The sequence below is a fragment of the Nocardiopsis yanglingensis genome, assembly GCF_045809185.1.
Lineage (GTDB): Bacteria > Pseudomonadota > Gammaproteobacteria > Xanthomonadales > Xanthomonadaceae > Stenotrophomonas > Stenotrophomonas yanglingensis.
The window spans coordinates 90631-115473 of record NZ_JBJNRH010000001.1 but is presented as its reverse complement, the minus strand read 5'-3'; the positions used below and the strand labels follow the sequence as shown (position 1 = coordinate 115473).

The window sequence follows — 24843 nt, the reverse complement described above, 5'->3', positions numbered from 1 at the left end:
CGGCACCCAAGGGCGCCGTTGTCTGCAAATGCCAGGTGCTTGGACCTCAGCGACCGTCGCTGGCAGCCGCCGGTGCCGGCGAGGGCACGCTGTCCGGCTTGGGCAGGCTCAGCTCCGGGTTGCCCTGTTCGGCCTGCAGGATCTGGATGCGACGCTGCAGGGAATCCAGCTGGCTGTTGGTGCTCTGCACGTCGCTGCTCAGGCTGACCGCCTGCTGCTGGGCCTGCTGCAGGGCAGCGCTGACCTGGGCCGACTGTGCCTGCTGCTGTTCCATTTCCTGCTGCAGGGTGCGCAGGCGTTCCTCGTTGTAGGCCACCAGGCGCTCGGTATAGCGCTTGCCGGCTTCCAGGCGGGTGGTGTCGATGTAGACCTGGGCCAACTGCTCGGACTGCTGCGCGAAAGTGCGGTAGACACGTTCGGCGTTGTCGACGGCGTCGGTCTTGATCACCCGCCAGAAGTTCTTCTCCTGGAACAGGGCGACGTAGTAGGTCAGGGTGTTGGCATTGAACAGCAGGCTGGCGCCGTAGTTGCCGTTGTAGGTGGTCCGCAGCTCCGTCAACTGGCGGGCATCCATCAGCTGCTTGAGCTCATCAACGGTATTGCGCACTACCGGTGCGGTACGTGCGGCCGGCTCTGCGGCTGCTTCGCGGTCGCCACGGGCAGCCATCGCCGCCGGTGCCACCAGCATCATGGCCACGGCCAGCAGTGCCGCGCCGCGCGCGTGCCGGGCGAAGACCGCGCCCCCTGAAGTTTCTCGCATGTCTAGACCATCCACGGATGAGTGTGGGTTGAGATGAAGGTGGTTCCCCGCCGGGAGTCTAGCATGTGCACGGGCGCCGCCAAGGGCGCCCGTCACGGGTCAGTAGACCAGCTGCGCCGCGCTGCACTGGATCGACTGCACATTGACGTCGGTGCGGCCCAGTTCCAGGCCCAGCACGCTGGCCAGCAGGTTGGTCAGCAGGGTGCCGACGCTGTTGAGGACGGGCTTCAGCGCAGCGAGGATAGGATTCAACAGGGTACAGAGCAGGCCACTGCAGGAGACGCCGTTGCCAGGAGTGGTGACGCCCCCTCCGGAGCTGGGGTCGCCCAGACCTCCGGCCTTGGTCTGCAGGTATGACGCAAGGTTCTCCCGGACGCATTTGTTGTAGTCCAGAAGCAGGTTGCCGAGAATACTGTCGCATCGATTGACGAGCAGGCCACCCACCACAATGCTCAGCAGTTTGTCGAGCAAACCGAAACCCTCTCCCGTTACGGTCGCACGATAACTGTCCCAAACCGAACCGTCGGTCCACTTTGTTCCCAGACCACTCGGAACCGGAACACCGTTGTGCATCACCCAGTCGCCCACGGGATTCAGATTCTGGCTGGGATCACCGTTGCGGAGAAGGGGGATGACATTCTTCACGTCATAGCGCCCGCCCCCGGGGTGGGCTGCAACCAGGTACTGATTGGCCAATGCCAATGCCGTTTGCCTGCCGTCGGTGTCACCTTGTGGGGTCGACACCATGTTCGACAGCACGCGCAGCAGTTCATTGACCAGATCCGACACCGCGTCGCCCACCGCAAGCGGGTTGATCCGGGTCGAGGCAGTCTCGCCGGCAGCCAGGGTCAGGTTCTGCGAGCTGGTCAGGGCGGGAAGAGTGATCTTGTCATTGATCAAGGGTTGTCCGAGCAGCTTCAGCAGCTGTTCGTTCTTCAGGGTGGCGTCGCAGACATTGCTCTTGGAGAAGCGTTGCGCCGGGTCGACATTGCCGACACAGGCGCGCAGCACCGACGAATCGACCTGGATGGTGGCCTTGGGTGGACTGGCGCCGCACTGGATGCCGGTCAGCGTGCCCATCGCGTTGGCGACATCGACATGCAACGGCAGGTGCAGGCGTGTGCCAAGCAGATTCAGCAGCGGCCCAAGTGCGAACAGATTATTGCTGTCCACGTCCACCAGCAGGCGCACCTGCGCGTTGTACGCACGCGTGCCGACGCCGCCGATGGCGATGGACGGCGGTTCGACCACGCCTGCTTCGATATGGATGCCCAGCAGGTCCAATCCCTTGACCGCCACGCCGTTGCCGTCATTGGCGATGGAAATGGCGGTGCTGATCAGGTTGAGGACGTTGACCTTGGTTTCCAGTGCGCTGCCGACCGTGCCATCCGGCGAAACGACCTCGGCGAACAGGCCGCCGCCACCGGACTGGCTGCCCAGCACGATGTTGAGCTTGTTGATGTCCAACTGGGTGGCGACCAGGTCGGACAGGGCGCGCAGCTGCACGCCGACGGTGGTATCGCGACCAACCACGGTGGCGGTGGCATCGACCAGCTGCGCCAGCGAGATCTTGTTGACCGACAGCAGGCGATTGAAGTCGGCCACGCTGAGATTGGCGGTGACCGGGATGTTGAGCGCCTTGAGCAGGCCCGATGGGGTGATGTTGGCCTGGGCCAGACCGTCATAGGAGAGCACGGTCGCGTTGGTGACATCCAGGCCGATCATGCGCAGTGTCGACAACAGCACCGAGTTGCCGTTGGTGCGCAGCAGCTGCGAGCCCACCGCGAACACCGCTGTGGGCTCCGAGCGGCGGGCAACGGCTTGTACGCTGACGGTCGGCAGGCTGGTGTTCTGGCCGAAGAAGGGAAGCACACTGCGCTCGGCGACAACCTGCACTGCATTGCGCGGGTTGGCAGCATCGACAGTGGTGATGAAGCGGTTCGCAGTGGCGCGTGTGGCGCTCCAGTTGCCACAACGGATCTGCAGGCTCCCCGCAAACCTGTTCTGGGTGAGCGCGCTCTGCCGCGCGGCACTGTTGTCGCTGTTGTCCGAGGTACACAGCTCCAGTCGTTGCGCACCGGCCAGCGCGGCCAGGTCGGCGACTTTCTGCGCGTCACGCTTGGCCCAGAACAGGTAGCCGATCTCGATCAGGCCCAGCATCGCCAGCAATGCCAGCATGACCAGCATCATGGTGACCGACATGCCACCGCGCGGGCGGCTGAAACTGAACTGGCGTGGGCGTTTCATGGCCTACCTCAGCGTCCGGATGAGGATGTTCCCTTGGACTTGGCGACATCGGTTTCAAAGAAGTCCGGGATCTCGTGTTCGAAACTCTTGATGTAGCGGGCATAGCTCAACGTGGCCTGGTCGCCAAGGATCGGCAGGCGTTGCCCGGCCTGCTGGCCCGATGCCTGCAGGCGGAACAGGCCGCGGGCGGTATCGCCGATCTGGCTGCGTACAGGGCGGACCACTGGTGTCGCGGCATCAGTGGCGGCGATCGCCGCCGGTGCCGGCGGTGCGGGCGCGGACAGATCCACCGTCGTCAGCGCCTCGGACTGCAACGGTTGCGAGGCCGGTGCAGGGCTGCTGCCGCCGAGCATCTGCCCGGTCAGCGGCTGTTGCTGCGCCTGCGCGGCGCCTGCAAACGACAGGCAGGCCAGCACAGGCAACAGGCGTCGGGTCAGGTGCGTCGCGGTCATGGTGTGTTCCCGTTCGGGTGATCGGAGGCGCTGAAGCGTTCCAGCATCGAAGGCGGCAGGCGCTGCGGGTCGCGCTCATCGCGTGTCTGGCGACGCGGCTCGACGGCCAGCCGTGCAGCGCTGACCGTGGGGGCAGCGACGGTGCGGGCAGGCGCGGGGGCGACCACTGCTGCAGCTGCCTGTCGTTGCTGCAGGCGGGTGCGGATCTGGGTGGCCTGCTGCTGGATGCTGCGCAGGGTGTCCTCGTTGAGGCTGGCCTGCTGGGCCAGGCGCTCGGCGGTGGCGGTGTCGCCGCGCAATACGGCCCACAGGGCGAGGTTGGCAGTGGCCTTGGCGTTGCCCGGGGACAGCTCCAGGGCCTTGGCCAGCGGCTCACGTGCCTGATCGAACTGTCCGGCACGCAGGCGTGCGTAGCCGAGGTCGCCCAGATAATCGGTATTCAAGGGTTGCAGCTGCGTGGCCCGCGCCAGTGCCTGTTCACTGCCTGCATCGTCATCACGACGTGCGGCGATCAGGCCCAGGCCGTGCGCGGCGGCTGCCGCCTGCGGGCCGCTGGAAAGATCGCGGTACAAGGCGATGGCGGCATCGGCCTGCCCGGTCTCGCGTAGTGCGTCGGCCTGCAGCAGTCGTAGCGCCGGTGGGTCGCCGTAGCGCTGACGGAAGGCATCCACATGGGCCAGCGAGGCATACCAGGCACCCTGCAGCTGCATGCGCGCGATCAGCTCCAGGTAGGCATTGCGGCTGTCCTGCGGTGCCGGTTCGGGTGCGGCCAGGCTGGGCGCCCGCAGGTACTTCGGCGTGGTGGACGCACAGCCGCTGGCGACGGCGGCGAGGGCAAGCAACAGGCAGGAGGTGCGCAGGGCAGGCATCAGGGCGATCCCATCTTGGACATGGTGGTGGCCAGCGCAACCAGCGCCGGACCGGCAAGGACCAGCATCAGCGCTGGCAGCAGGGTCAACATCATCACCACGGTCATCTTCACCGAGAGCTTGCCGACCTTTTCCTTCAGGGTGTTACGGCGCTGTTCGCGCAGCCGGATGCTGAACTGCCGTAGCGGTTCCTGCACCGCGCCGCCGTGAGCGTGCACCTGCAGGATCAACTGCATCAGGCTGGTCAGGTCATCGTCGGCATAGACTTCGCTCAGGCGCCGCAGCGACTGCGCGCGGGTGCGGCCGTGGGTGTAGGCGACGTTGGCCTCCTGCAGCTCGCCACCGAGTACAGGCAGTGCATCGCGCAGCTTGTCGCCCAGCGTCTGCAGGCTCTGGTCCATGCTGAAGCCCACGCCCTGCAGCAGGCGCAGCAGATCGATCAGCAACGGCAATTCGTTCTCGACGGCGCGCCTGCGTCGCTTCACCCAGGCGGACAGGATGAACTTGGGCAGCAACAGGCCGGCAGCAAACGCGCCGATGATCACCATGATCCTGGCCAGCCCTGTGACGCTGCTGAATGTCAGCACCAGTGCCAGTACCAGCACGGCCAGCAGCAGGCGCAGGCCGAGGTAGATGGCCGTGCCGCGGCGGGTGTTCCAGCCGGCCAGGTCCAGCAGCAGGCGGTCTTCGTTGGTCAGCAACGCGGCCTCCAGACGACCGCCGCTGAGTGCCCGGCCGAAGCGCTCCAGCCAGCCCAGAGAGTCGCGCTGCGGCGCCGCTTCGCCGTCACGGGCGTCTTCCCGCGGTTGCAGGGCGGTCTTCAACGTGGCCGATGTACGGTGCTCACGATGACTGCGTACCCAGCCGCCGATACCGAGCAGGGCGACACCGGCGGCCAGCACCAGCAGGGAGAGGGCGAACCACGCGCTGGCGCTCATCGGTCGTCTCCGGAGGGGCGGGGGTGGTTCATAGCGACTTGGCCAGGCGATACAGCAGGAAGCCACCGACAAGCTCCAGGCCCAGTGCAATCAGCAGGATCTTGTGGCCGAGCGGATCATGCAGCACCGGCTGGAAGAAGTCCGGGCTGGCGATCGCCATCAGCACCGCGCAGGCCGGTGGCAGCAGGCCGAGGACCCAGGCCGACATGCGGGTTTCGGAGGTGGTTGCGGCCAGTTCCTGCTGGGCCTGTTCCAGGTCGCGCATGAAATCACCCATGCGCTGCAGGATCTGGTCGGAGCGGCCACCGATGCGTACGCTGACGCCGATCACCACTGACAGCACTTTCAGTACGTCCATCCGGTAGGGCTGTGCGGCCAGCGCCAGCGCCCTGTCCAGGTCCATGCCGCTGCGCGCGTAGCGCACCGTGGTATCCAGCAGGCCGCGCAGCGGCGCGCTGGTCTGCATCGACGCGACCTGGAACGCGGCCTGCAGGCTGTTGCCCAGTGCGGTCAGCCGTACCAGGTTGTCCAGGAAGTCGGGAAGCATATGCAGCAGCTGGGCGCGCAGTTTCGAAGTGCGCCGCATCACCCACAGCCAGCAGCCCAGCAGGTACAGCAGCAAGGTCAGCGGGAGCATCCATGCGGTGCCGAGCCGCAGCATCGCCACGACCGAAAGCGCCAGTCCAGGCACCAGCAGCATGATCGGAAGCTTCCAGCCCGTCTGCAGGCCCGCACGCTGCAGCAGGCCATCCAGCGGCAGCACACGGCGCGTGCCGCCGGCCGTTCGCGCCGGATCGTTGGCAGCGGCGACGGATGGCCCGGCGGGTGCTCCACTGCTTGCACTTCCTCGTGCGAGTTGCTGCTCGGCATGTTGCAGCGATGCCTGACGTTGTTCGCGGCTGCTGGCCGTACCCCACAGCCAGACCGCCAGCGCCAGCAGCACCGAGATGATGCTCAACATGCCCAGCAGCAGGCCGGTGCCCATGTTCAGAAGTCTCCGTACAGCGACTCGCGCAGCTGCTGGCGGAACGGCTCCAGCTTATGCGAGTGCGGATGGAAGCCCAGCCCGATCCAGCGATCCGTCTCTTTGCCGTTGCCGTCGATCTGCAGCTCGTGGCGGAACATTTCCTGGGTGGTGATCAGGTTGTCGCTGACGCCGGTGATCTCGGTGATAGAGACCAGTACACGACGGCCGCTGCCCAGTCGAGAGATCTGCACGATGAAATCGATGGCACTGGCGATCTGCCGGCGCAGGCTGTCCTCGCTGCCCTGGAAGCCGGCGAAGCCGGCCAGCATCTCGATGCGGTACAGGCAGTCACGCGGCGAGTTGGCATGGATGGTGGCCATCGATCCGTCATGGCCGGTGTTCATCGCCTGCAGCATCTCCAGCACCTCGGCGCCACGTACTTCGCCGACCACGATGCGGTCCGGGCGCATGCGCAGGCTGTTGCGGACCAGGTCACGGATGCTGACCGCACCCTGGCCTTCGGCGCCGCCGATGCGGCTCTCCAGGCGCACCACGTGCGGATGGTTGAGCGACAGTTCGGCGGTGTCCTCGACGGTGATCACGCGCTCGTTCGGGGGCACGTAACTGGCCAGTGCGTTGAGCAGGGAGGTTTTGCCGGAGCTGGTACCACCGGAGACCAGGATGTTGCAGCGGCCCAGCACCATCGCCTTCAGCAGTGCCTGCATCGGCGCATCGAAGGTGCCCTTGGCCAGCAGCTCGTCGGGCGTGAACGGATCCTTGCGGAACTTGCGGATGGACACCATCGGTCCGTCCACCGCCAGCGGCGAGATGATCGCGTTGAGGCGACCGCCGTTGGGCAGACGCGCGTCGACCATCGGATTGGAGTCATCCAGGCGACGCCCGAGCGGGGCCAGGATGCGGCGCAGGATGCGCAGCAGGTGGGTATCGTCGGTGAAGCGTTGGGTGGCGCGCTTGAGCTGGCCGCCCTGCGAGACATGCACGTCCTTGAAGCCGTTGATCAGGATGTCTTCGATGGACGGATCGTGCAGCAGATCGTCGAGCGGGCCGAATCCGGTCAGTTCCTTGACCAGACCTTCGGCAACCACCTGCATCTCTTCCTCGTTGATCGGGATTCGCCATTCCTGGATGAAGCCCACGGTCTGCACCTGCACCCACCGGGCGATGGTGTCCGAGGCCCAGGAGTCGATGTCAATGCGCTCGTCCTCGATGCTGTTGAGCAGGTGCTCATGCGCCGCCGACAGCACCTTCTGGTACTGCTCGGTCTGCGCGAACGGCACGTGCCCCGGCGGGCCGTCGGGCAGCACCGGGCGGGTGGCGGCATGCGGGAACGGGGTTACCTTGTCTTCCATTGCGATCCACCCAGGGCAAGGGAGAGTCTTTCCCGCAGTCCCTGGGCCTGGACCGGGCAGGCGGCCGGATCCAGGCGCGAAACGAGCGGGGCGAGGGCACGCAGGTAGGGGTCGCGCGGTGCATCCTGCAACAGCAGGTGACCCTGGCTGGCGGCAAGGCGCACACGCGGACGTTCAGGCAGCGTGGCCAGCAGCGGCACTTCGAAGCGGCGCGCGATCTGCTCCGGGCTCATGCCGCTGCTGTCGTCGTGGCGGTTGATCACCAGCTGCAGGCGCTTCTCGCGCTCGCGCTGCCCGGCCAGGTGCTTCAGGGCCTGGTCGAGCGACACCAGGGTGGCGATCGACGCGTCGGTGACCAGCCAGATTTCGTCCGCCTGGTCGAGCAGCAGTGGTGGCAGCTGCCGCAACGGACAGCCACCGGCATCGCACAGAACACTGGCAAACACGCCGCGCAGGCGCTGCAGCAATGCGCCGGGATCGGACGGTGGCACCGCATCGCTGCCGCTGGCGCGGTCCAGCAGCACCAGCCCGGAATCGTGACGTGCCATCGCGGTGCGGGCGAGGGTGGCATCGATGCGGCTGGCATTGCGCAGCGCGTCTTCGTAGTGGAAGCGGCTGTCCAGGTTGAGGTACAGCGCCAGATCGCCGGAGGGCTGTGCCAGCTCCATCAGCAGGCCGTCCTGCTGCAGCGCTTCGCCCTGGGCCAGTGCGCGCGTCTGTTGCGCCAGCACCGACAGGTGTGCGGCCAGGGTACTGGTGCCGACGCCGGCACGTACGCCCAGCAGTACGATCAATCGTGCCTTGTGCGCATGCTGTGCGGCGGCGGCTGGTCGTGGCGACAGCGCCCGGCGCAGCGCTGCTTCGATGCCGGTATTGTCGCTGTCCAGGTCCAGGACATCACGCAGTCCCACGCGCAGGGCCATCACCACGCCTTCCACCTGGCCGGCGCTGGTGGCGCCGACCGCAACCAGCATCAGGTCCGGCTCGGTCTGCTGCAGTTGCTGTGCAAGCAGGCTGGAGGCGGCGGCATGTTCGGGACGGAAGTCGAGCAGCACCAGGCTCTGTGGCCCGCGTTGCAGGTCCTGGGCGGAGGTCGGTGTGCTGCTGTCCTGCCAGTGCAGGGTGGTGGTCGGCGGCAGCTTGGCCGCCAGCCGGGGCAGCAGTTCGCGATCCATTCCGTACAGGACCAGATTCATCGGTGGTCCTTGCGGATGCAGCGGCTGGGCGGTGGCGTAGGGCATGGGCGTGGTATCGCAGGCATCATGGAATCAGCGTGAGAAGCCGGGCACCGGGTCCTGGCTGATCGGGCCAAGCAGCCACGCACCCCATTCGGGCAGGTTCGGCTTGGCCTCGCGCTCACCAGGCAGTGGCAGCTCGGTGTTGCGTGCCAGCGGCTGCACCAGCCGTGGCGTGACGATGATCACCAGCTCCTTGTCCTGGCGCTTGTAATCGAAGTTGCGGAAGAATGAGCCGATGATCGGCAGGTCGCCCAGCAGGGGGATCTTGCCGACATTGGAGACGACGTTCGAGCTGACCAGGCCGCCAATCACGAAGCTCTCGCCGTCGCCGAGCTCGACCGTGGTGTCGGCGCGGCGGGTGGTGATCGAGGGAATCTGTACGCCGTTGAGCGCGATGGCATTGCTGTAGTCCAGGTCGCTGGCTTCCGGCGCCACCTTCAGCGCGATGCGGTTGGGCGACAGCACCGTCGGGGTCACGGTCAGGCCGATACCGAATGGCTTGTAGGTAATGGTGGTGGTGCCCAGCCCCTGTGGCTCCAGGATGGGCAGCTCGCCACCGGCCAGGAAGCTGGCACTCTGACCGGACAGCGCAACCAGGGTGGGCTCGGCCAGCACGCGCGCCATGCCGTTGCTCTGCAGCAGGTCGACATCGGCGTTCCACAGGCCCTTGGTCGAGCCGAACACCAGACGGAACGCAGACGAGATTGGCGACTCGGCTTCATTGCCGGAGTTGCCCTCCTTCATGCCTGGCAGGATGCCGGTATTGCCCGGCAGCTGGCCGCCGGGACGCGCGAAACCATAGGCGAAGTTGCCATTTCGGTTCTGGAAGCTGATGCCGATCTGCTTCAGCGCGGTCTTGTTGAACTCGACCACCTTGACCTCGACCTGGACCACGCCGCCGCTGTTGACGGTGGAGGCATCGGCGAGCATGCCATCCTTGCCCAGCGCCATGGCGGCGGGCTTCTGCTCCTGCATGTGCGACAGCACACTGTCAGTGCGTCCCTGCAGCAGGCCCTGGTTGTCCTGCTGGGTGAACACCAGTCCGTTCGCCCCTGCATCGGCGGCGCCCTGCACCGCGCTCTGTACCCGTACCTGCAGGCGCTGTGGCTCGGTCTGCTTGCGATGCCAGAGCAGCAGCGTGGTGGTACCCGGTGCCTTGCCGACCAGCAGCGCCTGGCGCTGGCCGCGCAGCATCACGATATCGGCCACGCCCGGATCGGCAATGGCGACCCGCTCCAGATCGCCCGGCAGGGTCCAGGGGCGCTGTTCACGTGCCTGCAGTACCAGGTCGTCGGCAGCCACGCTCGTCGCCGGTGCCAGCAGCACCAGCAGCAGGGCCAGCCAGCGCTGGCGGGGGGAGGGGCGTGGACGGTGGCGACGTTCGGTCATGGATGCGCTCGATGCAGGTCAAAGGGAACCACGAGGGGCGGAGCTGTCACCGCGGATGATCTCGATACCCGACGCGCGTGGCACGCTGCGTCGTGGCGCCGGCGCGCGGGCCGGCGCGTCCGGGTTGCTGCGGGCGGGCGCGTTGCTGCGGCCGGCCAATGCATCGCCGTCGATGCCGGCGAACGCGTGATTTTCTGGCCGTTGCAGCGCAAGTTGCTGTTCTGCATCCAGGCCGCGCAGCGGATCGATCACCCCGCGTGCCTGCGGGAACAGCGCCAGATCGGGCTGGCCGGAATCGGCAGGGTTGCGCAGGGCCAGAAACAGCTTGCCCTGCTGCGCACCCAGCAGCAGGCGGTTGGCATCGGCCACCGGTACCGCCAGGACCGCGCTGCGTGCGGGTTGGGTCGTCTCGCTGCCTGTGCTCTGGCTGCTGCTGCCGGTGATGTCGGCGGCGCGTGGATCGTTGCGGGTGTCGGCCTCACTGCTGGCCACCGCAGCATCGCTGGCAGGGGCAATGTCCTGCTGGCCATAGCTGAGCACCCTCAGGCGCGACAGCAGCAGGCGGGTCTGCGCGGCTTCGCCCGGGCTGTTGACGTTGGGCTGGGCGTTGCGAAGGTTGAGGAACACGTCGACGAAGTCACCCGGCAGGATACGGTTGCCGGCGCCCACCAGTTCGTCGACCGGCACGGCCAGCGCGCGCTCGCCCGCGCGCAGCTGCAGCGAAAAACCCTGTGCGAGACTGCCAGCACTGATCGCCGTGCCTTCAGCGATATCCTGCACCGGCACCTTGCCGACGACCGCGGACATGCTGGTGGCGGCACCGGCAACCGGCGCGCTTCGCTGTGCGAGGCGCACGCCATTGGCGCTGATCGGTTCGCCGGCCGGCAGGCGCGCCACGGCTTCGACCACCGTGATTGACTGGGCCTCGCTGTGCACAACCGGGGCAACCGAGGCGGGCGCTGCTGACTTGCGCCCGATCATCAAGGCAACCAAGGCCAGCAGCACGGCCAGCCCGATCAGGGCGACGGCAGCGATGCGGGTCAACTTGAGCATGGAACCGTCTCCTTGAGTGTTCGTCAGTTGCCGCTGCCGAGGTCGAGCTGGGCGACGGCGACGCTGCGGATGGGAGCCTGCATCACCCACTTGTAGAGCGTGGCGGTGCCGGGCAGGAAGGGGTGGCTGGCGTAGTCGTAGCTGACCGTCACGGTCATGCACTGGACCGTGGCGAGGCCGGCGCAGGGCGCCTGCGCGGATACCGTGATGGCGTTGCTTCCCCCATTGCTGCAGTCGACGGGCTGACCCGAGAAGTTCAGCAGCCACTGCATCGAACTGCGTGCCGCAACGCAGGCCGCTGTACGGCGTTCATTGGCAGTGCCGTAGCGCAGCGACGCGCGCGCACCCTCGGCCGAGGCGGTTGCCAGCGTCTGCTGAGCCGCCATGATCATCACGCCGGAGAAAGTGAACAGCAGCAGTGGCAGCAGGCCCAGCATCAGCATCAGCGCAAATTCAATGCTGACCACGCCTCGTTGCAACCTTGGACGATGGATGTTCATGTCAGGCCTCCGTACGTACGGAAGAGGATCCAACCGATGGCTGCCATTGCCAGGTAGGCCGCGTAGGGAATGCCTTGGCGTCCCTGGCGGGCGCTTTGCATCCCGCGCAGCGCCGGGTGTGAATGCCATTGCGAACTCGCCCGGATCATCTGCGCCTGCAGGCCGATGGGCAGTACTGGACCCAACCGGCGTGACACCAGCACCACCGCTGCATGTGCGCCGGCTGCGATGCTGGCCGCGATCCAGATCGGCAGCAGCGCCTGCCAGCCCAGCATCAACCCCAGTACCGAAAAAAATTTGACATCGCCGGCGCCCATCCAGCGCAGCGCATAGAAGGGCAGCAATGCGACCAGGCCGAGCGCCGCGCCGGCAACGTGGGAGCTCCACGGCAGGCGCGGCGCACTGAACTGGCCGGCGATGAGCACGACAATGGTGATCGCGCTTGCAGACAGCAGCCAGGCATTGGGCACCCGACGGGCGTACAGATCGCTGATCGCGATCCGCAGGCACACACCGATGGCCAACAATCCCAGCAGTGTCATTACACACACTCCATCGTCCGTCAGTGGACGGTCAGCAGTTGCTGTTCCTCATCCAACCTGGGATGCGGCTCAGGCAGGTGTGGTGCCTGAGGCCTTGTTGGCAAGCTTGGTGAGATTATCGAAGAGCGTTTTGAAGAACTCCTTGATCTGCGTGTCGCCCAGTGCGATCAGGACACCGGCGATCACAGCGGCCAGCAACCCGTACTCCAGGGCGGTTACGCCATCTTCTTCCTTCAGGAACTTGCGGATCGATGCGTTCATGACCTTCGTCTCCCTCAACCTGTCTGCTGCAGGACACCTGTTGGGCGGTGGCCCGGCTCCGCCGGGATCGTCCGTGGGCCTCCGCACGTCCTGGCGGAGGAGGCACGGCGGGATGGACCCGCTGTGCTCAAGCGGGGTGATCGTTTCCAGGCGGGACGTCGTTCGCGCAACGACGACCCCGCGGCCAAAGGCCGGTGGTCGAAACATCGTGCGATACGTGCATGGTCATGCTGTCCCCCTGGGTGAGGCCATCGCTGGATGGCCGGATCACCGTGTTATCGACTTTGCCTGAATGGCGGCCGGCTGCAACCGGAACCTATATGCAAATTCGGCAGAAATTCGTTGGACCTTAAAACTTCAGTCGGTTTCTGTGACGAAAATCCGTTCCCGGGCAAAACGATTCATCGACGTGCAGATAATGTGATTCCAGGCTCCGGCGCATGCGAAAACCGTGCCAAACGCGACAACTTTCCGTTCACGTCTGTATCCATCTTATTCAAGTTGCGAGGGATGTTTATCCTCGTAGATTATCGGGCATACTCGCATTCAAGTATTCGCGTTTCTTTATGGGGCGAGCACGTCGTTGGCGGCGTCGCTCGTCCCGGAGATGGAAGCAATTCCATGAGAGGTGCTTGCCCTGTCAGGCAGTGGGGGCCGCATCGCACGACGGATAAACGGGGGACGACACTGTCATGGTCGATGGTGGGGTAGAAGACAGCGACGACAGCGGCCTGCGGTCGATCGACCTGGCGACGCTGAGCGGCGTACTTCGTGTGTGCGATGTCGAGCTGCTTCTGCTCGATGGCAATGGCCCCCGGGCGGCCTTCGCTTCGCGCGTGCATGAAGAGGCCTTGTTCTGCAGCATCAGCTGTGGATTCCACTGTCGTGGCCGTTTCATGCTGCCGCCGGACTGGGCGATGCTGGGCTATCTGCACGCAACGGATGAAACGCTGAGCTGGTGCCACGGTGTACCGCTTACCCCCGGCATGGCGTTGACGGTGATGCCGGAAGGCATCAGCGAGTTCACGCTGAGTCCGGGTACGCACATGACGCTGATGCTGGTGCCGGTTGCGCGGGTGCAGCGAAAACTGACCGAGTTGAGCCTTCGCAGTACGCCGCCGGCAGGCCAGGCGTTGTCGTTGTTCAATGTCGCCAGCGAAACCACTCCTCTTGCACAGCATTACCAGCAGCTGCACCTGCAACTGGGGCAGGGGGCGAGCCTGCAACCGGAAGAAACCGAGAAGCTGCTGCACGAACACGTGCAGGCCCTGCTCGGCGCCGGTGCTGCAGATCGGCCTGGATGCAGCCGTGCACGGCGCACCCATTATCTGATCGCGCAGCGGGCAGAGAATTTCATGCGGCTCAACCTGCGCCGCAATATCTACATGAATGAGATCTGCGATGCCGCTGGCGTCAGTGAGCGTGGGCTGCGCTACGCCTTCGAGGATCTGTTCGGTACATCGCCCAATCGTTACCTGTCGATGCTGCGCCTGTGCGCGGCCTGCCGCAGCCTTTCAATGGCCGATTCCAGCCGTCGCTCGGTCAAGGCGATTGCCCTCAGCTGCGGCCTCTGGGACCTGTCACGCTTCGCCGACAACTACCGCAAGGTGTTCGGTGAACTCCCGCGTGACACGCTGATGCGCGCGCCCGCGCAGATCGGCCAGCCGGCCTGAGCCAAGCGCCTCAAGGGTTTCCCGGTCGTTTCTGCCGGAATTGCATATCCGCTTGCCGATATGGTTGCCGCTTCTGCATAACCGGCTGCCGATTCCGACCGTGGATTTGCCGGAATGCGCGATTGCCGTGCCGGAATGAAGTGCGCAGCCGCCGTTGCAAACGCTGAAATGTCAGTCACCTGCCTAACGGCAAGTCCACTGACATTCCAGTTGTTCGCCTACGGGGGAAATGCTCATGAACCGCATCTACCGGCGTGTATGGAACCGCCAGCTCAATGCTCTGGTTGTGGCCTCGGAACTGGCCACCGGCGATAGCGGCGGCAGCGCTGCCCGCGACCCGCGCAGCGCCCTGCTGATGCCCACCGCCCTGGCCCTGGCCCTGCTGTGCGTGCTGGCCAGCGGGCATGCAGGAGCATCCGAGTCCAATCAGTCTCTACGTGACCTGCAGGCGCTCGCAGCCAAGTACGCGCAGCCGATGCCGGTCAAGGTCGATGCCGAAGTGGCATTGGCGGCCGCCTCGCGTCAGGCGCAGAGCACAACGGCAATCAGCGCTGATGCGCGTGTCGGCCTGCAGCTGAGCACCAACGCGTTGCCTGTGGTGCGCGACGTGCTGCCGGCGACGGTGCAGGTGAAGCTGGGTGCGAACACCGCGCCGAAGCAGGTCGCCGTTCCGACGCTGGGGGCCGATGTCCGTGCCAATGTCGGGCTGGGTCATGCGGCGTCCAATGTGGCGAAGATTGATGCATCGCTGGCGGCCAACGTTGCACCGTCTGCGCATGGGTCGCTCGGTGTGGCTGCGGATGCGCAGGCGAAGGCCAGGGTTGGCGTCGCCGGTACCCAGGTGGCCTCGGTCGATACCGGTGCCAAGGCGGCTGCCGCTGTTGCTGGCTCGCTGTCCGGCCTCAAGGCGTCGGTTGACGGCAAGGTGGATTCGCAGCTGAAGCTGGCGGGCCACCAGATCGATGGTCAGGGACAGGTCAAGGCGGCGGCAGCGGTGACGCTGCCGGCCAAGGAGGAGCTGCCGGGCGAAACCCACGATCGTGCGATCACCGCAGCCTTCGATACCGGTGTTGCCGGCAAAGTGCGCGTGCAGGCGCCGGATGGCCAGGAAGTCGTAGCCGACCGCAATCTGAAGCTGGCCGGCCAAGCGACCGTGGCAGCGCAGAACAGTGCGCTGGGCGTCGGTGGCCTGGTGGGCGGCGTTGTCGGCGCGGCAGGTGGCGCCGTGGGTGGCGTGCTTGATGGCACGGTAGGCAACACGGTTAGTGCGGTCGGCGGCGCCTTGCACGGCACGGTTGGAACGGTAGGCAGCGCAGTGGGCAGCACGCTCAATGGCGCCGTTGGTACGGTTGGCGGAGCCGTAGACGGCGCACTCAATGGCACGGTCGGTTCGGTCGGCAGCACAGTCGGCGGCGCGCTCAACGGTGCGGTTGGCACGGTGGGTGCAGTCGGCGGCACCGTGGGTGGTGCGCTCAACGGCACGGTCGGCTCGGTCGGCAGCACAGTCGGCGGTGCGCTCAACGGTGCGGTTGGCAGCGTCGGTGCCGTTGGCGGTGCCGTGGGCGGCACGCTCAACAATACCGTGGGTGCAGTGGGCAGCACCGTTGGCGGTGTGCTCAACGGCGCGACCGGCGGCAGCACCGGCGGCCTCGGCGGCCTGCTGGGCAACACGCTGGGCAACGTCGGCGGTGCCGTGGGCAACCTGCTCAACGGCAACCTCAATGGCACCATCGGCAATCTCGGGAGTGCCGTGGGTGGCCTGGTCGGTGGCACGCTGAGCGGCCTCGGCCTGACCAAGCCCTCGGCGATTCCGCCGACCAGTCCGAAGGCGCCGGCGGCGGCCGACCCGAATGCGGGTTTGATCATCGGCACCGGCGGGCTGGTTGGCAACGTCGGTCAGCTGATCGGCCCGACCACCACCAGCCTGTTTGGTGGCAACGGCTACCTGAGCAACGGCAACCTCAAGCTCAGCAACGCCAACGTGATGCAGACCTACTCGACGGTCAACGTGCTCGGCCTGCCGTTGGTCAACCTGTCGCCGGTCGGCAGCACCCTCAATGGCCTCGGTGGCGCCGTCACCGGCGGCAGCTCGCACCTGACCCTGATTGGTGGCGTCACCTCCGACAGCTACATCTACAACATCAACAACGGAAATCCGGGTGGCCTGCTGGGCCTGCTGCTGCCGAAGGACTCGCCGGCGTGGGCCGCCAAATGCCTGGACATCGCCCTGGCCGACATCTCCTGCTGGGCCGTCAACGCCGCGCAGGACTACCAGGTGCTGATGGGTGACGGCGCTTTCGCCAACGGTTCGAAGGAAGTGGTGATCGGTGCCAATGCACGGCACGAACTGCCGAAGGTCGACGCCAATGTGGCCTTCCCGGGCGCCGGTACCAATGACCCGAGCAATCCGACCGGTGTGCCGACCGCTGACTACGCGGCACGCATGGGTCATTCGGTGATCGTCGGCGACAGTGCAGTGGGTACGGCCAACGGGCAGACCCTGCTCGGTGCCGAGGCGACCTCGAACCAGGCCAATTCGGTTGCACTGGGCTATCGCTCGGCCGCGCTGCGCGGCGCCCAGGCCAGCTACACCGCTTACGGGCTCACTGCACCGCAGGTCTCCGCCGGTGAAGTGTCGGTGGGCACCGCCGGTGGTGGCGAGCGCCAGATCACCAACGTCGCTGCCGGTAGCGTCAACACCGACGCGGTCAACGTGGCGCAGTTGAAGGGTGCGATCAGCCTGATCAACGGCGTGGCCGATGCCGCAGTGACCTACGACCTGGATGGCGCCGGCAATCCGAACTACCGTCGTGTCACGCTTGGCGCGGGCACCGGCACCACCACCATCGGCAACCTGGCCGGCGGCGCGGTCACCGCCGGCAGTCTGGAGGCGGTCAACGGCGGCCAGCTGGCCGCGACCAACGCCGCCATCGCCAGCTTCTTTGGCGGCCGTGCAGCGTTTGATCCGGCCAGTGGCGCCTTCACCGCGCCGCTGTTCGAGATCAGCACCATCTCCACCGGCGGCGCCATTGCCAAGGGCCTGTATGAGAATGCCACCGATGCATTCGCCGCGGTGGACGGCTCGCTGGTCAACCTCAACACGCAGATCACCGACATCCGTAACGGTGGCACCAAGTACCTGCGGGTGAACTCGACCGGTACCGAGGCCCTGGCCAGTGGCACCGACTCGATTGCAGTCGGCACCAATGCCCGCGCCACCGCTGCCAACAGCATCGCGGTGGGTGCCGGCAGCCTGGCCGATCGTGCCAACAGCGTGTCCATCGGTGCCGCCGGTGCCGAGCGCCAGGTCACCAACCTGGCAGCGGGTACGGCCGCCACCGATGCGGTCAACGTCGGCCAGCTGCAGGCCTCGGAACAGGGTGCCCTGCGCTATGACCTCAACGGCGATGGCAGCGTCAACTACGCCAGCGCCACGCTCGGCCAGACCGGTACCGCCACCACGTTGCGCAACCTTGGCCCGGGTCAGGTGAGTGCCACCAGCAGCGAAGCCATCAACGGTGCCCAGCTGTTTGCGGCCAACCAGGCGGTGGCCACTCATCTTGGTGGTGGCGCTGCGGTCAACGCCAGCGGCGTGTTGACCGCACCGACCTACTCGATCAACAACGTCGCGGCCAACGGCACCATCACCAAGGGCAGCTACAACGACGTCGGCACTGCCTTCGATGCGGTCAGCAACTCGCTGGCCAACGTCGCCGACCAGACCGGTGAGATCGACAAGCTGGCCGTGAAGTACGACGTCGATGGCAGTGGCAACGTGCTCAACAGCGTGACGCTGACGGGTACCGGCACCGGCGCGGTGAAGATCACCAACGTCGCCGCCGGCAGCATCCTGGCCGGCAGCAGTGATGCCATCACCGGCGACCAGCTGTTCAGCACGAACAGCACCATCGCCAATTACTTCGGCGGCACCACCGCGTACAACGGCACCACCAACGTGTGGACTGCGCCGAAGTTCAGCATCTCCAGCATCGCCACCGACGGCACCTTCACCAGCGGCGACTACAACAATGTCACTGCCGCCTTTACTGCGGTGGACGGCTCGCTGAAGGTCCTCAACCAACGCATCACCAACAATAGCGGTGGCAGTGCCTACCTGGCAGTGAACTCGACCGCAGCGCCCGCAACGGCTGCCGGCGCAGAGGCGGTGGCGGTCGGCCCGCAGGCCAGTGCGGCCGGTGCCAACAGTGTGGCGGTTGGCAACGGCGCCAGCGCCAGTGCCGGCAACAGCGTGGCGCTGGGTGCCGGTTCGGTGGCCAGCGTCGGTGCACAGAGTGGCTACACCGGCGCGTATGGGCAGACCGGCGCCAGCAACTCGGCCGGTGAGGTTTCGGTCGGCAGCACCGGCAGCGAGCGCAAGATCACCCATGTCGCCGACGGTTCCGATACGTACGACGCAACCAATGTCGGCCAGCTGAAGAACGGCGTGAACTACGCCATCGACGAATCGAAGAAGTACACCGACCAGAAGATCCAGAACATCACCAACGTGGCCGGCAGCTTCCGTGCCAACAACACCAACAACCTGGCCGATCCGTCCGCCAGCGGCGCCAACTCGGCCGCCGGTGGTGCAGGCTCGACCGCGGCCGGTGCCAACTCCACCGCGCTGGGCAATGGTTCGCAGGCACAGGCCGACAACTCGGTGGCGCTGGGTGCGGGTTCGGTGGCGAACCGGGCCAACACGGTCTCGGTCGGTGCGGCCGGTGCCGAACGCCAGGTGGTCAACGTGGCCGACGGCTCGCAGGCCACCGATGCGGTCAACGTGCGCCAGCTGCAGGCCTCGCAGCAGGGCACGATCCGTTACGACACTACGGTGAACGGTGCGACCAACTACAACAGTGTCACGCTGGGCAGCACCAACAGCGGCCCGACCACGGTGCGCAACGTCGCCGCCGGCACCGCCGGTACCGACGCGGTCAACGTGGACCAGCTGAAGTCGGGCATGGCGCAGACCCTGGACTGGTCCAAGGCCTATACCGACGAGCGCATGGGCGGCTTCGAGCGCGACCTGCGCAAGACCGACAACCGCGCCTCGGCCGGTATCGCGTCGGCGATGGCCACCGCAGCCCTGCCGCAGCCCAGCGAAGCAGGCCGCAGCATGGCTTCGGTCGCCGCCGGCAGCTACAACGGCGAGTCGGGCGTGGCGGTCGGTATCTCCGGTGTCTCCGAGGGGGGGCGCTGGATCTACAAGTTCAGCGGTTCGACCAACAGCCGTGGCGAGGCCGGTGTGGCCGTGGGTGCCGGTATCCAGTGGTGATCGCCGCCGCCGGGCCGCAACCGCGGCCCGGCAGCGCGGAAACGTCCATAGGGGGAATGACATGAAACAGCATCGCATCGCCCGTAGCGGCCAGATGGCCGCCATGCTGGGCCTGGCTTTGGGGATGGGACTGCTGGCCGCCTGCCGCAGCCATGCGCCGGCCGCCGAGGGTCCTGCCGAAGCCACCGCCGTGCACTTCCCGGAGGCCTCCAAGGCCTCGCTGAAGGAAGGCATCTATCCCGACGTCGCCGACCTGCGCCGCTTCGCGCCGGGCATGAGCAAGCGCCAGCTGTACACGCTGCTGGGTACGCCGCACTTCAACGAAGGCATGTGGGGCGTGCGCGAGTGGAACTACCTGTTCAACTTCCGCACTGCGCAGGGCGCGGAGTATTTCACCTGCCAGTTCCAGGTGCGATTCGACAACAAGGGCATCGCCCAGGGCGGCTACTGGAAGCCTGAATCATGTGCGGCGGTGCTGGAGCCGCCGCGGCCGCCGGCCCCGCCCGCACCGGCGCCGTTGCCGGAGCAGCCGCTGCGGCTGTCCGCCGATGCGCTGTTCGGCTTCGACAGTGCGGTACTCAGCGCTGAGGGCCAGCAGGCGGTGCAGGGCATCCTGGCGCAGGTACGCGAGGCTGCGCAGGTGCAGTCGATCCGGGTGACCGGCTACACCGATCGCATTGGCAGTGCCAGCTATAACCAGACGCTGTCGCAGCGACGTGCCGAAGCGGTGCGCATGGCGCTTGTGCAGGGTGGAGTGCCTGCTGCCAGCATCAGTGCCGAAGGACGTGGCGCGGCGGAGCCTGTCGTGCAGTGCGACCAGCGCAATCGTCGCGAACTGATCGCCTGCCTGGCACCGAACCGGCGGGTGCAGATCGCCGGGGTAGCGCAGCCACGCTGAGTTTCCTGCGCCGGGGCAGGGCCCCGGCATCCCGAGTCCCCCCTGACCGTCGGCAGGACGTGGTTACGTCTCCCCCGTTGATCACGCCTGCCGGCGGCTCAGGTTTTCCATGGTGCACGCGATGAACGCCCAATTCCTGCCTCTTTCCATGAAGACGGAAACCACACTGAGTGTGTACGGCCAGCTTGGCAACCACGCGGTGGTGCGCATTCCCGGGCGGCGCCTGCCGGGGTTGATCCTGCAGGCCGATACCGTGGCAGGGTTCCTGGCCCAGCTGCAGGAAGCCCAGGCCTGCCTGCGCAGCGGCCGCGCGCAGCGCACCGACGCCGAACTGGACATGCTGATCGACGTGCTGCAGCAGTGGTATGCGCTGATCGAGTCGCGTCTGGCAGACGCTGGCGAGGCGCTGTAGAAGAAAAAGGGGACGGAGGGGATCAAGTCGTTTCCGGCACAGCCTGGGCAAGAACGACTTAATCCCCTCCGTCCCCTTTTTTCTAGGCGCGGGCGCGCACCAGCCAGCAGGCGGCATCCACGCGTACCCGGTCGCCTTCGATGAACGGGCTGAATGCCGCCAGCGCCGTGTTTCGGAGCGAGGTGGCCCGTTCTTCGGGCAGGTTCCGCAGCGCCAAGCCCAATGGGCCCAGCTCTCCCACGTAGGTCGGCAGCGCATCGCGCGCGATCGAACACGGAAGGTCCACCGCAACCACCTCCACATCCTTCCAGCCGGCGGCCTGCAACAGACGCTGCACGCGTTGGCCATCGGCGAAGGCGAATTGCCCCGGGGCGCCAGGTACGCGCGGCGGAAGCTCCAGTGCATCGCCGATCGCGCGCTCGGCCGTGGTCATGAATGGATTCTCGTCAGCGCTGCGCCAAGCGATGAAACGCAGGCCGGCACCGGGCCGTGCGGCGCGGTGCAGGTTGGCGAAGGCCGCGCCGGTATCCTCGAAGAACATCACACCCAGCCGCGACTGGATCCAGTCGAAGTGCGCGGACGGCAGCGGATGCTGCTGCGCGTCGGCGCCGATGAAGTCCGCGTCCAGTCCCGCCGTTTCAGCGCGCTGCCGAGCCAGAGCCAACATCGGCGCGGAGATGTCCAGGCCGGTGCTGTGCGCGGCAGGGCGAGCGGCGGCTGATGCCAGCAGGCTGGCGCCGGTGCCACAGCCGATATCGAGCAGGTGCGTGACGGTTTGCGGCAGCTCGGCCACCAGCAGGTCGGCCATCGGCTGGAACAGGCCATCGAGGATGGCCTGCTGGGCGACCCAGATCTGGCCGCCAGGGCCATTCCAGAGCGCATTCTGATCAACGGGGGATGTACTGGCCATGGCCTTGTCCTGCCGGGAAGTTGCCCATAGGTTGATGCTTGAAGGCGACTTGAGGTCAAGCCCATGCGTGAACTGGATATCGGCGAGGTGGTCAAGCGCAGTGGCGTGCCGGCCTCGACCCTGCGCTACTACGAGCAGCTCGGGTTGTTGCAGTCGCTGGGCCGTCGCGGCCTGCGCCGGCAGTACGACGAGCAGGTGCTGGAACGACTGGCGTTGATCGGCCTCGGCCAGGCGGCGGGGTTGTCGCTGCAGCAGATCGGGTTGTCGCTGCCGCCCCAGCGCGGATGCATTACGCTGGATCGCGAAGCATTGCTGGCGCAGGCCGAGGTACTGCAGCGGCAGATCACCCAACTGCAGCGGGTGCGCCGGCATCTGCAACGCGCGGCGGCCTGCCCGGAAGCGCAGGATGCGCGGCAGTGCGGTTCATTCCGCAAGTTGCTGCGCGCGCAGCAGCGGATGGCTGGGTGAGGGAAGCGCATCCACGCATGGCGTGCCCGCTCAATCGCGGGTACTGACTTCCCAGGTGGCGTGCAGCACGCCCGGCACGTGCTCCATCCGCGCCAGCACCACGTCCAGCTCATCGGCACTGACGGCGGTACTGACCAGCACCGCAATCACATCGGTGGGCGCATCGGCATGCTCGACCACCTGCACATCACCAACCGGGTACTGCGCCGCTTCCAGCGCATCGACCAGGCGCTCGCGCACCCGCGGCACGGCTTCGGCATCCACGCTCAGGCGCACTTCGTAGGTGGCTTCGGTCGCCGCCTCGTTGATCGGGATGCGGTTGATCGCATTCACCAGCGGCCGCAGCAGCGTGTTGCCGGCGATGATCAGCACGGTCAGCAGCACGCCTTCGGCCAGCATGTCCGCGCCCGTACAGCTGCCCACCGCCGCCGAGCACCACAGGGTGGCGGCGGTGTTCAGGCCGCGCACGTTCATGCCTTCCTTCATGATCACGCCGGCGCCGAGGAAGCCGACGCCGGAGACCACGTAGGAGATCACCCGCACCGCCTCGGCACTGCCGGCGATGCGCATGCCCAGGTCGACGAAGGCAGCGGCGCCGACAGCTACCAGCACGTTGGTGCGCAGGCCGGCGGTGCGTTGCCGGTACTGGCGCTCGGCGCCGATCAGCGTGCCCAGCACGAAGGCAGCCAGCAGGCTGACCACGGTGTCGGCGAAGGGGCCGGCCTGGAAGGTTTCAATGAAGCGCATGGTCGGAGTCTACCCGGTCGAAGTGACAGTAGATCCACGCCATGCGTGGATTTCCAGCGTGCCAGAAACGACTTAATCCCCTCCGTCCCCTTTTTGCAGGATCAGTCGGTGTCCTCGACGCGCTCGCCCATCAGTTCGCGCTGGCGCTTGTCCAGTTCCTCGGCGTAGCGCTTGCGTACGAAGGCTTCGGAGACCACGCCCAGCACCTGGCCGTCGGCGGCGACCACGGCCAGTTCGTCGGCCTGGGTCTGGTCGAAGCGCTGCATCACGCTGACCACGTCCGCGGCTGGCGACAGCGACACGTCCCGGTTCTCGGCCAGCTCGCCGATCATGGTTTCCGGCTTCACGCCGTCGCCGTAGACGCGCGGAATCTGCACGATGCCGGCGTAGTGGCCCTCGCTGTCGATCAGGATCACCCGGCTGCCCGAGCCCAGCGGGAAGCGCTGGCGGAACGCGGCGGCGTCGAGGTCGGCCGGCGTCGTGGCCACGCCTTTGCGCATCAGCCGGCCGGCATTGAGGTTCTGCACCCAGCCGACATCGCGTGCGCTCTTGATGGTCTCGCCACGCAGGTGCATGCGCCAGGTCGAGAACGAATAGCCGAACCACTGCCGCACCAGCGTGCTGGAGACCAGCACTGCACTCATCACTACGCTGGTCAGCAGGAAGTCGTGGGTGCCTTCCAGCACCAGCATGGCCATGGTCATTGGCGCACCGACCACGGCGGCGGCCAGCGCCGCCATCCCGGCCAGTGCGGCCGAGGTGGCGTCGATCACCGGCACGCCGGTGGCCATCGCCAGCAGGCCGGCAAACAGGGCGCCGACCAGGGTGCCCATGAACAACGAGGCGAAGAACAGGCCGCCACGAAAACCGAACCCGAGCGAGATGCCCGAGGCCAGGCACTTCAGGGTCAGCAGCCCGCCGATCCAGATCAGCGGCAGATGCGTGGTCAGGTCCAGGTGCAGCGCGCCATGGCCGGACGACAGCACCTGCGGGCTGGCCAGTGCCAGCGGAATCAGCAGCAGGCCGCCCACCACCGGCCGGCCCCACAACGGCAATGGGCTGCGCTTGACCGTGCCCTCGATCGAGGCGATCAGCCGCATCACCGCGATGCCGACCATCGCACAGCAGCAGCCGAGCAGGCCATAAATGGCGTAGTCCGCCGCACGCACGTCGATGGTCGAGGCGGCAGGCAGCAGGTAGGCCTCGATGCCGGCCTGGTCGGCCACGAACGCGCCGGCCAGTGCAGCGACCGCCACCGGCGCCAGTGCGGCCGGGGTATAGGCGCCAATGACAATCTCGAAGGCATAGAACGCACCGGCCAGCGGTGCACCGAAGGCGGCGGCGATGGCACCGGCGGCACCGGCGCCGACCAGGATGCGCACATCATTGCGGCGCAGGCGCATCACCCGGCCCAGCTGCGAGCCGCTGCCCGCTCCCATCTGCGTATAGGAAGCCTCCAGCCCGACCGAGGCGCCGCAGCCGTTGGACAGCAGGGTCTGGGTCAGCACGATCAGGTTGTCGCGCATCGACATGCGGCCGCCATGCAGGGCGTTTGCTTCCACCGCATCGAGCAGGGGCCGCTTGAGCCGGGTCGCGGCCAGGCTGACCAGCCCGACCAGCAGCCCACCGAGCGGCAGCACCAGCAGCGCGGTCCAGGTCAGCGAGGGCAGGGAGCTCAGGCGCATGCCTTCGTCCAGCCCGTACAGGGCGCCCTGCAGCCAGCGTGCGATGCCGGACTGCAGCAGGGTCAGGTAGCCGGCGATCAGGCCGACCAGCAGGGCAAGCGCGATGAACCACAGGTCGCTGCCGCGCAGGCGCAGGCGCAGGCCCTGGAAGGCCAGATGCAGGCGCGATGGCGAAACAGGCAATGACAT

The 24843-nt window shown here is 66.7% G+C and carries 21 protein-coding genes; 5 read left to right on the top strand and 16 right to left on the bottom strand.

Annotated elements, in window-relative coordinates:
- Positions 1–46: 46 nt before the first annotated feature.
- From ACJ7C5_RS00515 to ACJ7C5_RS00455, 13 genes are all read right to left on the bottom strand, one after another.
- Positions 47–760: a DUF2968 domain-containing protein gene (locus tag ACJ7C5_RS00515; protein WP_043402505.1), complete on the bottom strand. Its 714-nt coding sequence runs from the start codon at positions 758–760 to the stop codon at positions 47–49.
- Between the two features lie 99 nt (positions 761–859).
- Positions 860–3007 carry a TadG family pilus assembly protein gene (locus tag ACJ7C5_RS00510; RefSeq protein WP_412702764.1) on the bottom strand — a complete coding sequence of 716 codons (2148 nt, stop codon included), beginning with the start codon at positions 3005–3007 and terminating at the stop codon, positions 860–862.
- Between the two features lie 8 nt (positions 3008–3015).
- Positions 3016–3459 carry a DUF3613 domain-containing protein gene (locus tag ACJ7C5_RS00505; RefSeq protein ID WP_412702763.1) on the bottom strand — a complete coding sequence of 148 codons (444 nt, stop codon included), beginning with the start codon at positions 3457–3459 and terminating at the stop codon, positions 3016–3018.
- On the bottom strand, positions 3456–4328 hold the full coding sequence (locus tag ACJ7C5_RS00500; RefSeq protein ID WP_412702762.1) for a tetratricopeptide repeat protein: 873 nt from the start codon (positions 4326–4328) through the stop codon (positions 3456–3458). The genes ACJ7C5_RS00505 and ACJ7C5_RS00500 overlap by 4 nt, the downstream gene beginning before the upstream one ends.
- Positions 4328–5266, bottom strand: coding sequence for a type II secretion system F family protein (locus ACJ7C5_RS00495; RefSeq protein ID WP_412702761.1), 939 nt, complete (start codon positions 5264–5266; stop codon positions 4328–4330). Before ACJ7C5_RS00495 ends, ACJ7C5_RS00500 begins: the two co-directional genes overlap by 1 nt.
- A gap of 28 nt (positions 5267–5294) precedes the next feature.
- Positions 5295–6251 (bottom strand): type II secretion system F family protein, encoded by a 957-nt coding sequence (locus ACJ7C5_RS00490; RefSeq protein ID WP_088026275.1) that lies wholly within the window; start codon positions 6249–6251, stop codon positions 5295–5297.
- A gap of 2 nt (positions 6252–6253) precedes the next feature.
- The gene (locus ACJ7C5_RS00485) at positions 6254–7603 is read right to left on the bottom strand and encodes a TadA family conjugal transfer-associated ATPase (RefSeq protein WP_412702760.1); all 1350 of its coding nucleotides are present in this window, start codon (positions 7601–7603) and stop codon (positions 6254–6256) included.
- Positions 7588–8799 carry a CpaE/TadZ family protein gene (locus ACJ7C5_RS00480; RefSeq protein ID WP_254919688.1) on the bottom strand — a complete coding sequence of 404 codons (1212 nt, stop codon included), beginning with the start codon at positions 8797–8799 and terminating at the stop codon, positions 7588–7590. The genes ACJ7C5_RS00485 and ACJ7C5_RS00480 overlap by 16 nt, the downstream gene beginning before the upstream one ends.
- 72 nt (positions 8800–8871) lie before the next feature.
- A complete protein-coding gene (locus tag ACJ7C5_RS00475; RefSeq protein ID WP_412702759.1) occupies positions 8872–10230 on the bottom strand; it encodes a type II and III secretion system protein family protein in 1359 nt (452 codons plus the stop codon).
- Positions 10231–10248: 18 nt separating this feature from the next.
- Complete coding sequence (cpaB, locus tag ACJ7C5_RS00470; RefSeq protein ID WP_097047798.1) at positions 10249–11283, bottom strand: Flp pilus assembly protein CpaB; 1035 nt, start codon at positions 11281–11283, stop codon at positions 10249–10251.
- Positions 11284–11306: 23 nt separating this feature from the next.
- A complete protein-coding gene (locus ACJ7C5_RS00465) occupies positions 11307–11783 on the bottom strand; it encodes a TadE/TadG family type IV pilus assembly protein (protein ID WP_088026270.1) in 477 nt (158 codons plus the stop codon).
- Positions 11780–12325: an A24 family peptidase gene (locus ACJ7C5_RS00460; RefSeq protein WP_412702758.1), complete on the bottom strand. Its 546-nt coding sequence runs from the start codon at positions 12323–12325 to the stop codon at positions 11780–11782. The genes ACJ7C5_RS00465 and ACJ7C5_RS00460 overlap by 4 nt, the downstream gene beginning before the upstream one ends.
- A 69-nt stretch (positions 12326–12394) precedes the next feature.
- A complete protein-coding gene (locus tag ACJ7C5_RS00455; RefSeq protein ID WP_088026268.1) occupies positions 12395–12586 on the bottom strand; it encodes a Flp family type IVb pilin in 192 nt (63 codons plus the stop codon).
- Between the two features lie 692 nt (positions 12587–13278).
- Between ACJ7C5_RS00455 and ACJ7C5_RS00450 the strand changes: the two genes are divergently transcribed.
- The 4 genes from ACJ7C5_RS00450 (at position 13279) to ACJ7C5_RS00435 (ending at position 20844) form a co-directional block, all read left to right on the top strand.
- Entirely contained in the window at positions 13279–14259 is a 981-nt protein-coding gene (locus ACJ7C5_RS00450) for an AraC family transcriptional regulator (protein ID WP_412702757.1), read from the top strand.
- Between the two features lie 235 nt (positions 14260–14494).
- Positions 14495–19534: a YadA-like family protein gene (locus ACJ7C5_RS00445; RefSeq protein WP_412702756.1), complete on the top strand. Its 5040-nt coding sequence runs from the start codon at positions 14495–14497 to the stop codon at positions 19532–19534.
- A 61-nt stretch (positions 19535–19595) separates the two neighbouring features.
- A complete protein-coding gene (locus tag ACJ7C5_RS00440; protein WP_097047794.1) occupies positions 19596–20432 on the top strand; it encodes an OmpA family protein in 837 nt (278 codons plus the stop codon).
- Between the two features lie 121 nt (positions 20433–20553).
- Entirely contained in the window at positions 20554–20844 is a 291-nt protein-coding gene (locus tag ACJ7C5_RS00435; RefSeq protein ID WP_019659952.1) for a DUF6959 family protein, read from the top strand.
- 82 nt (positions 20845–20926) lie between these two features.
- On the opposite strand, the gene ACJ7C5_RS00430 is transcribed toward ACJ7C5_RS00435, so the two are convergent.
- A complete protein-coding gene (locus ACJ7C5_RS00430; protein WP_412702755.1) occupies positions 20927–21754 on the bottom strand; it encodes a class I SAM-dependent methyltransferase in 828 nt (275 codons plus the stop codon).
- A gap of 63 nt (positions 21755–21817) precedes the next feature.
- Here ACJ7C5_RS00430 and ACJ7C5_RS00425 point away from each other — a divergent pair, with 63 nt between their 5' ends.
- Positions 21818–22222 carry a MerR family transcriptional regulator gene (locus ACJ7C5_RS00425; RefSeq protein ID WP_094000810.1) on the top strand — a complete coding sequence of 135 codons (405 nt, stop codon included), beginning with the start codon at positions 21818–21820 and terminating at the stop codon, positions 22220–22222.
- Between the two features lie 30 nt (positions 22223–22252).
- Here the strand turns inward: ACJ7C5_RS00425 and ACJ7C5_RS00420 are convergent, their stop codons facing one another.
- Both ACJ7C5_RS00420 and ACJ7C5_RS00415 read right to left on the bottom strand, forming a co-directional pair.
- Positions 22253–22969, bottom strand: coding sequence for an MgtC/SapB family protein (locus ACJ7C5_RS00420; RefSeq protein ID WP_005409984.1), 717 nt, complete (start codon positions 22967–22969; stop codon positions 22253–22255).
- Between the two features lie 101 nt (positions 22970–23070).
- Positions 23071–24843, bottom strand: a complete 1773-nt coding sequence (locus ACJ7C5_RS00415) for a chloride channel protein (protein WP_254919687.1) — start codon at positions 24841–24843, stop codon at positions 23071–23073.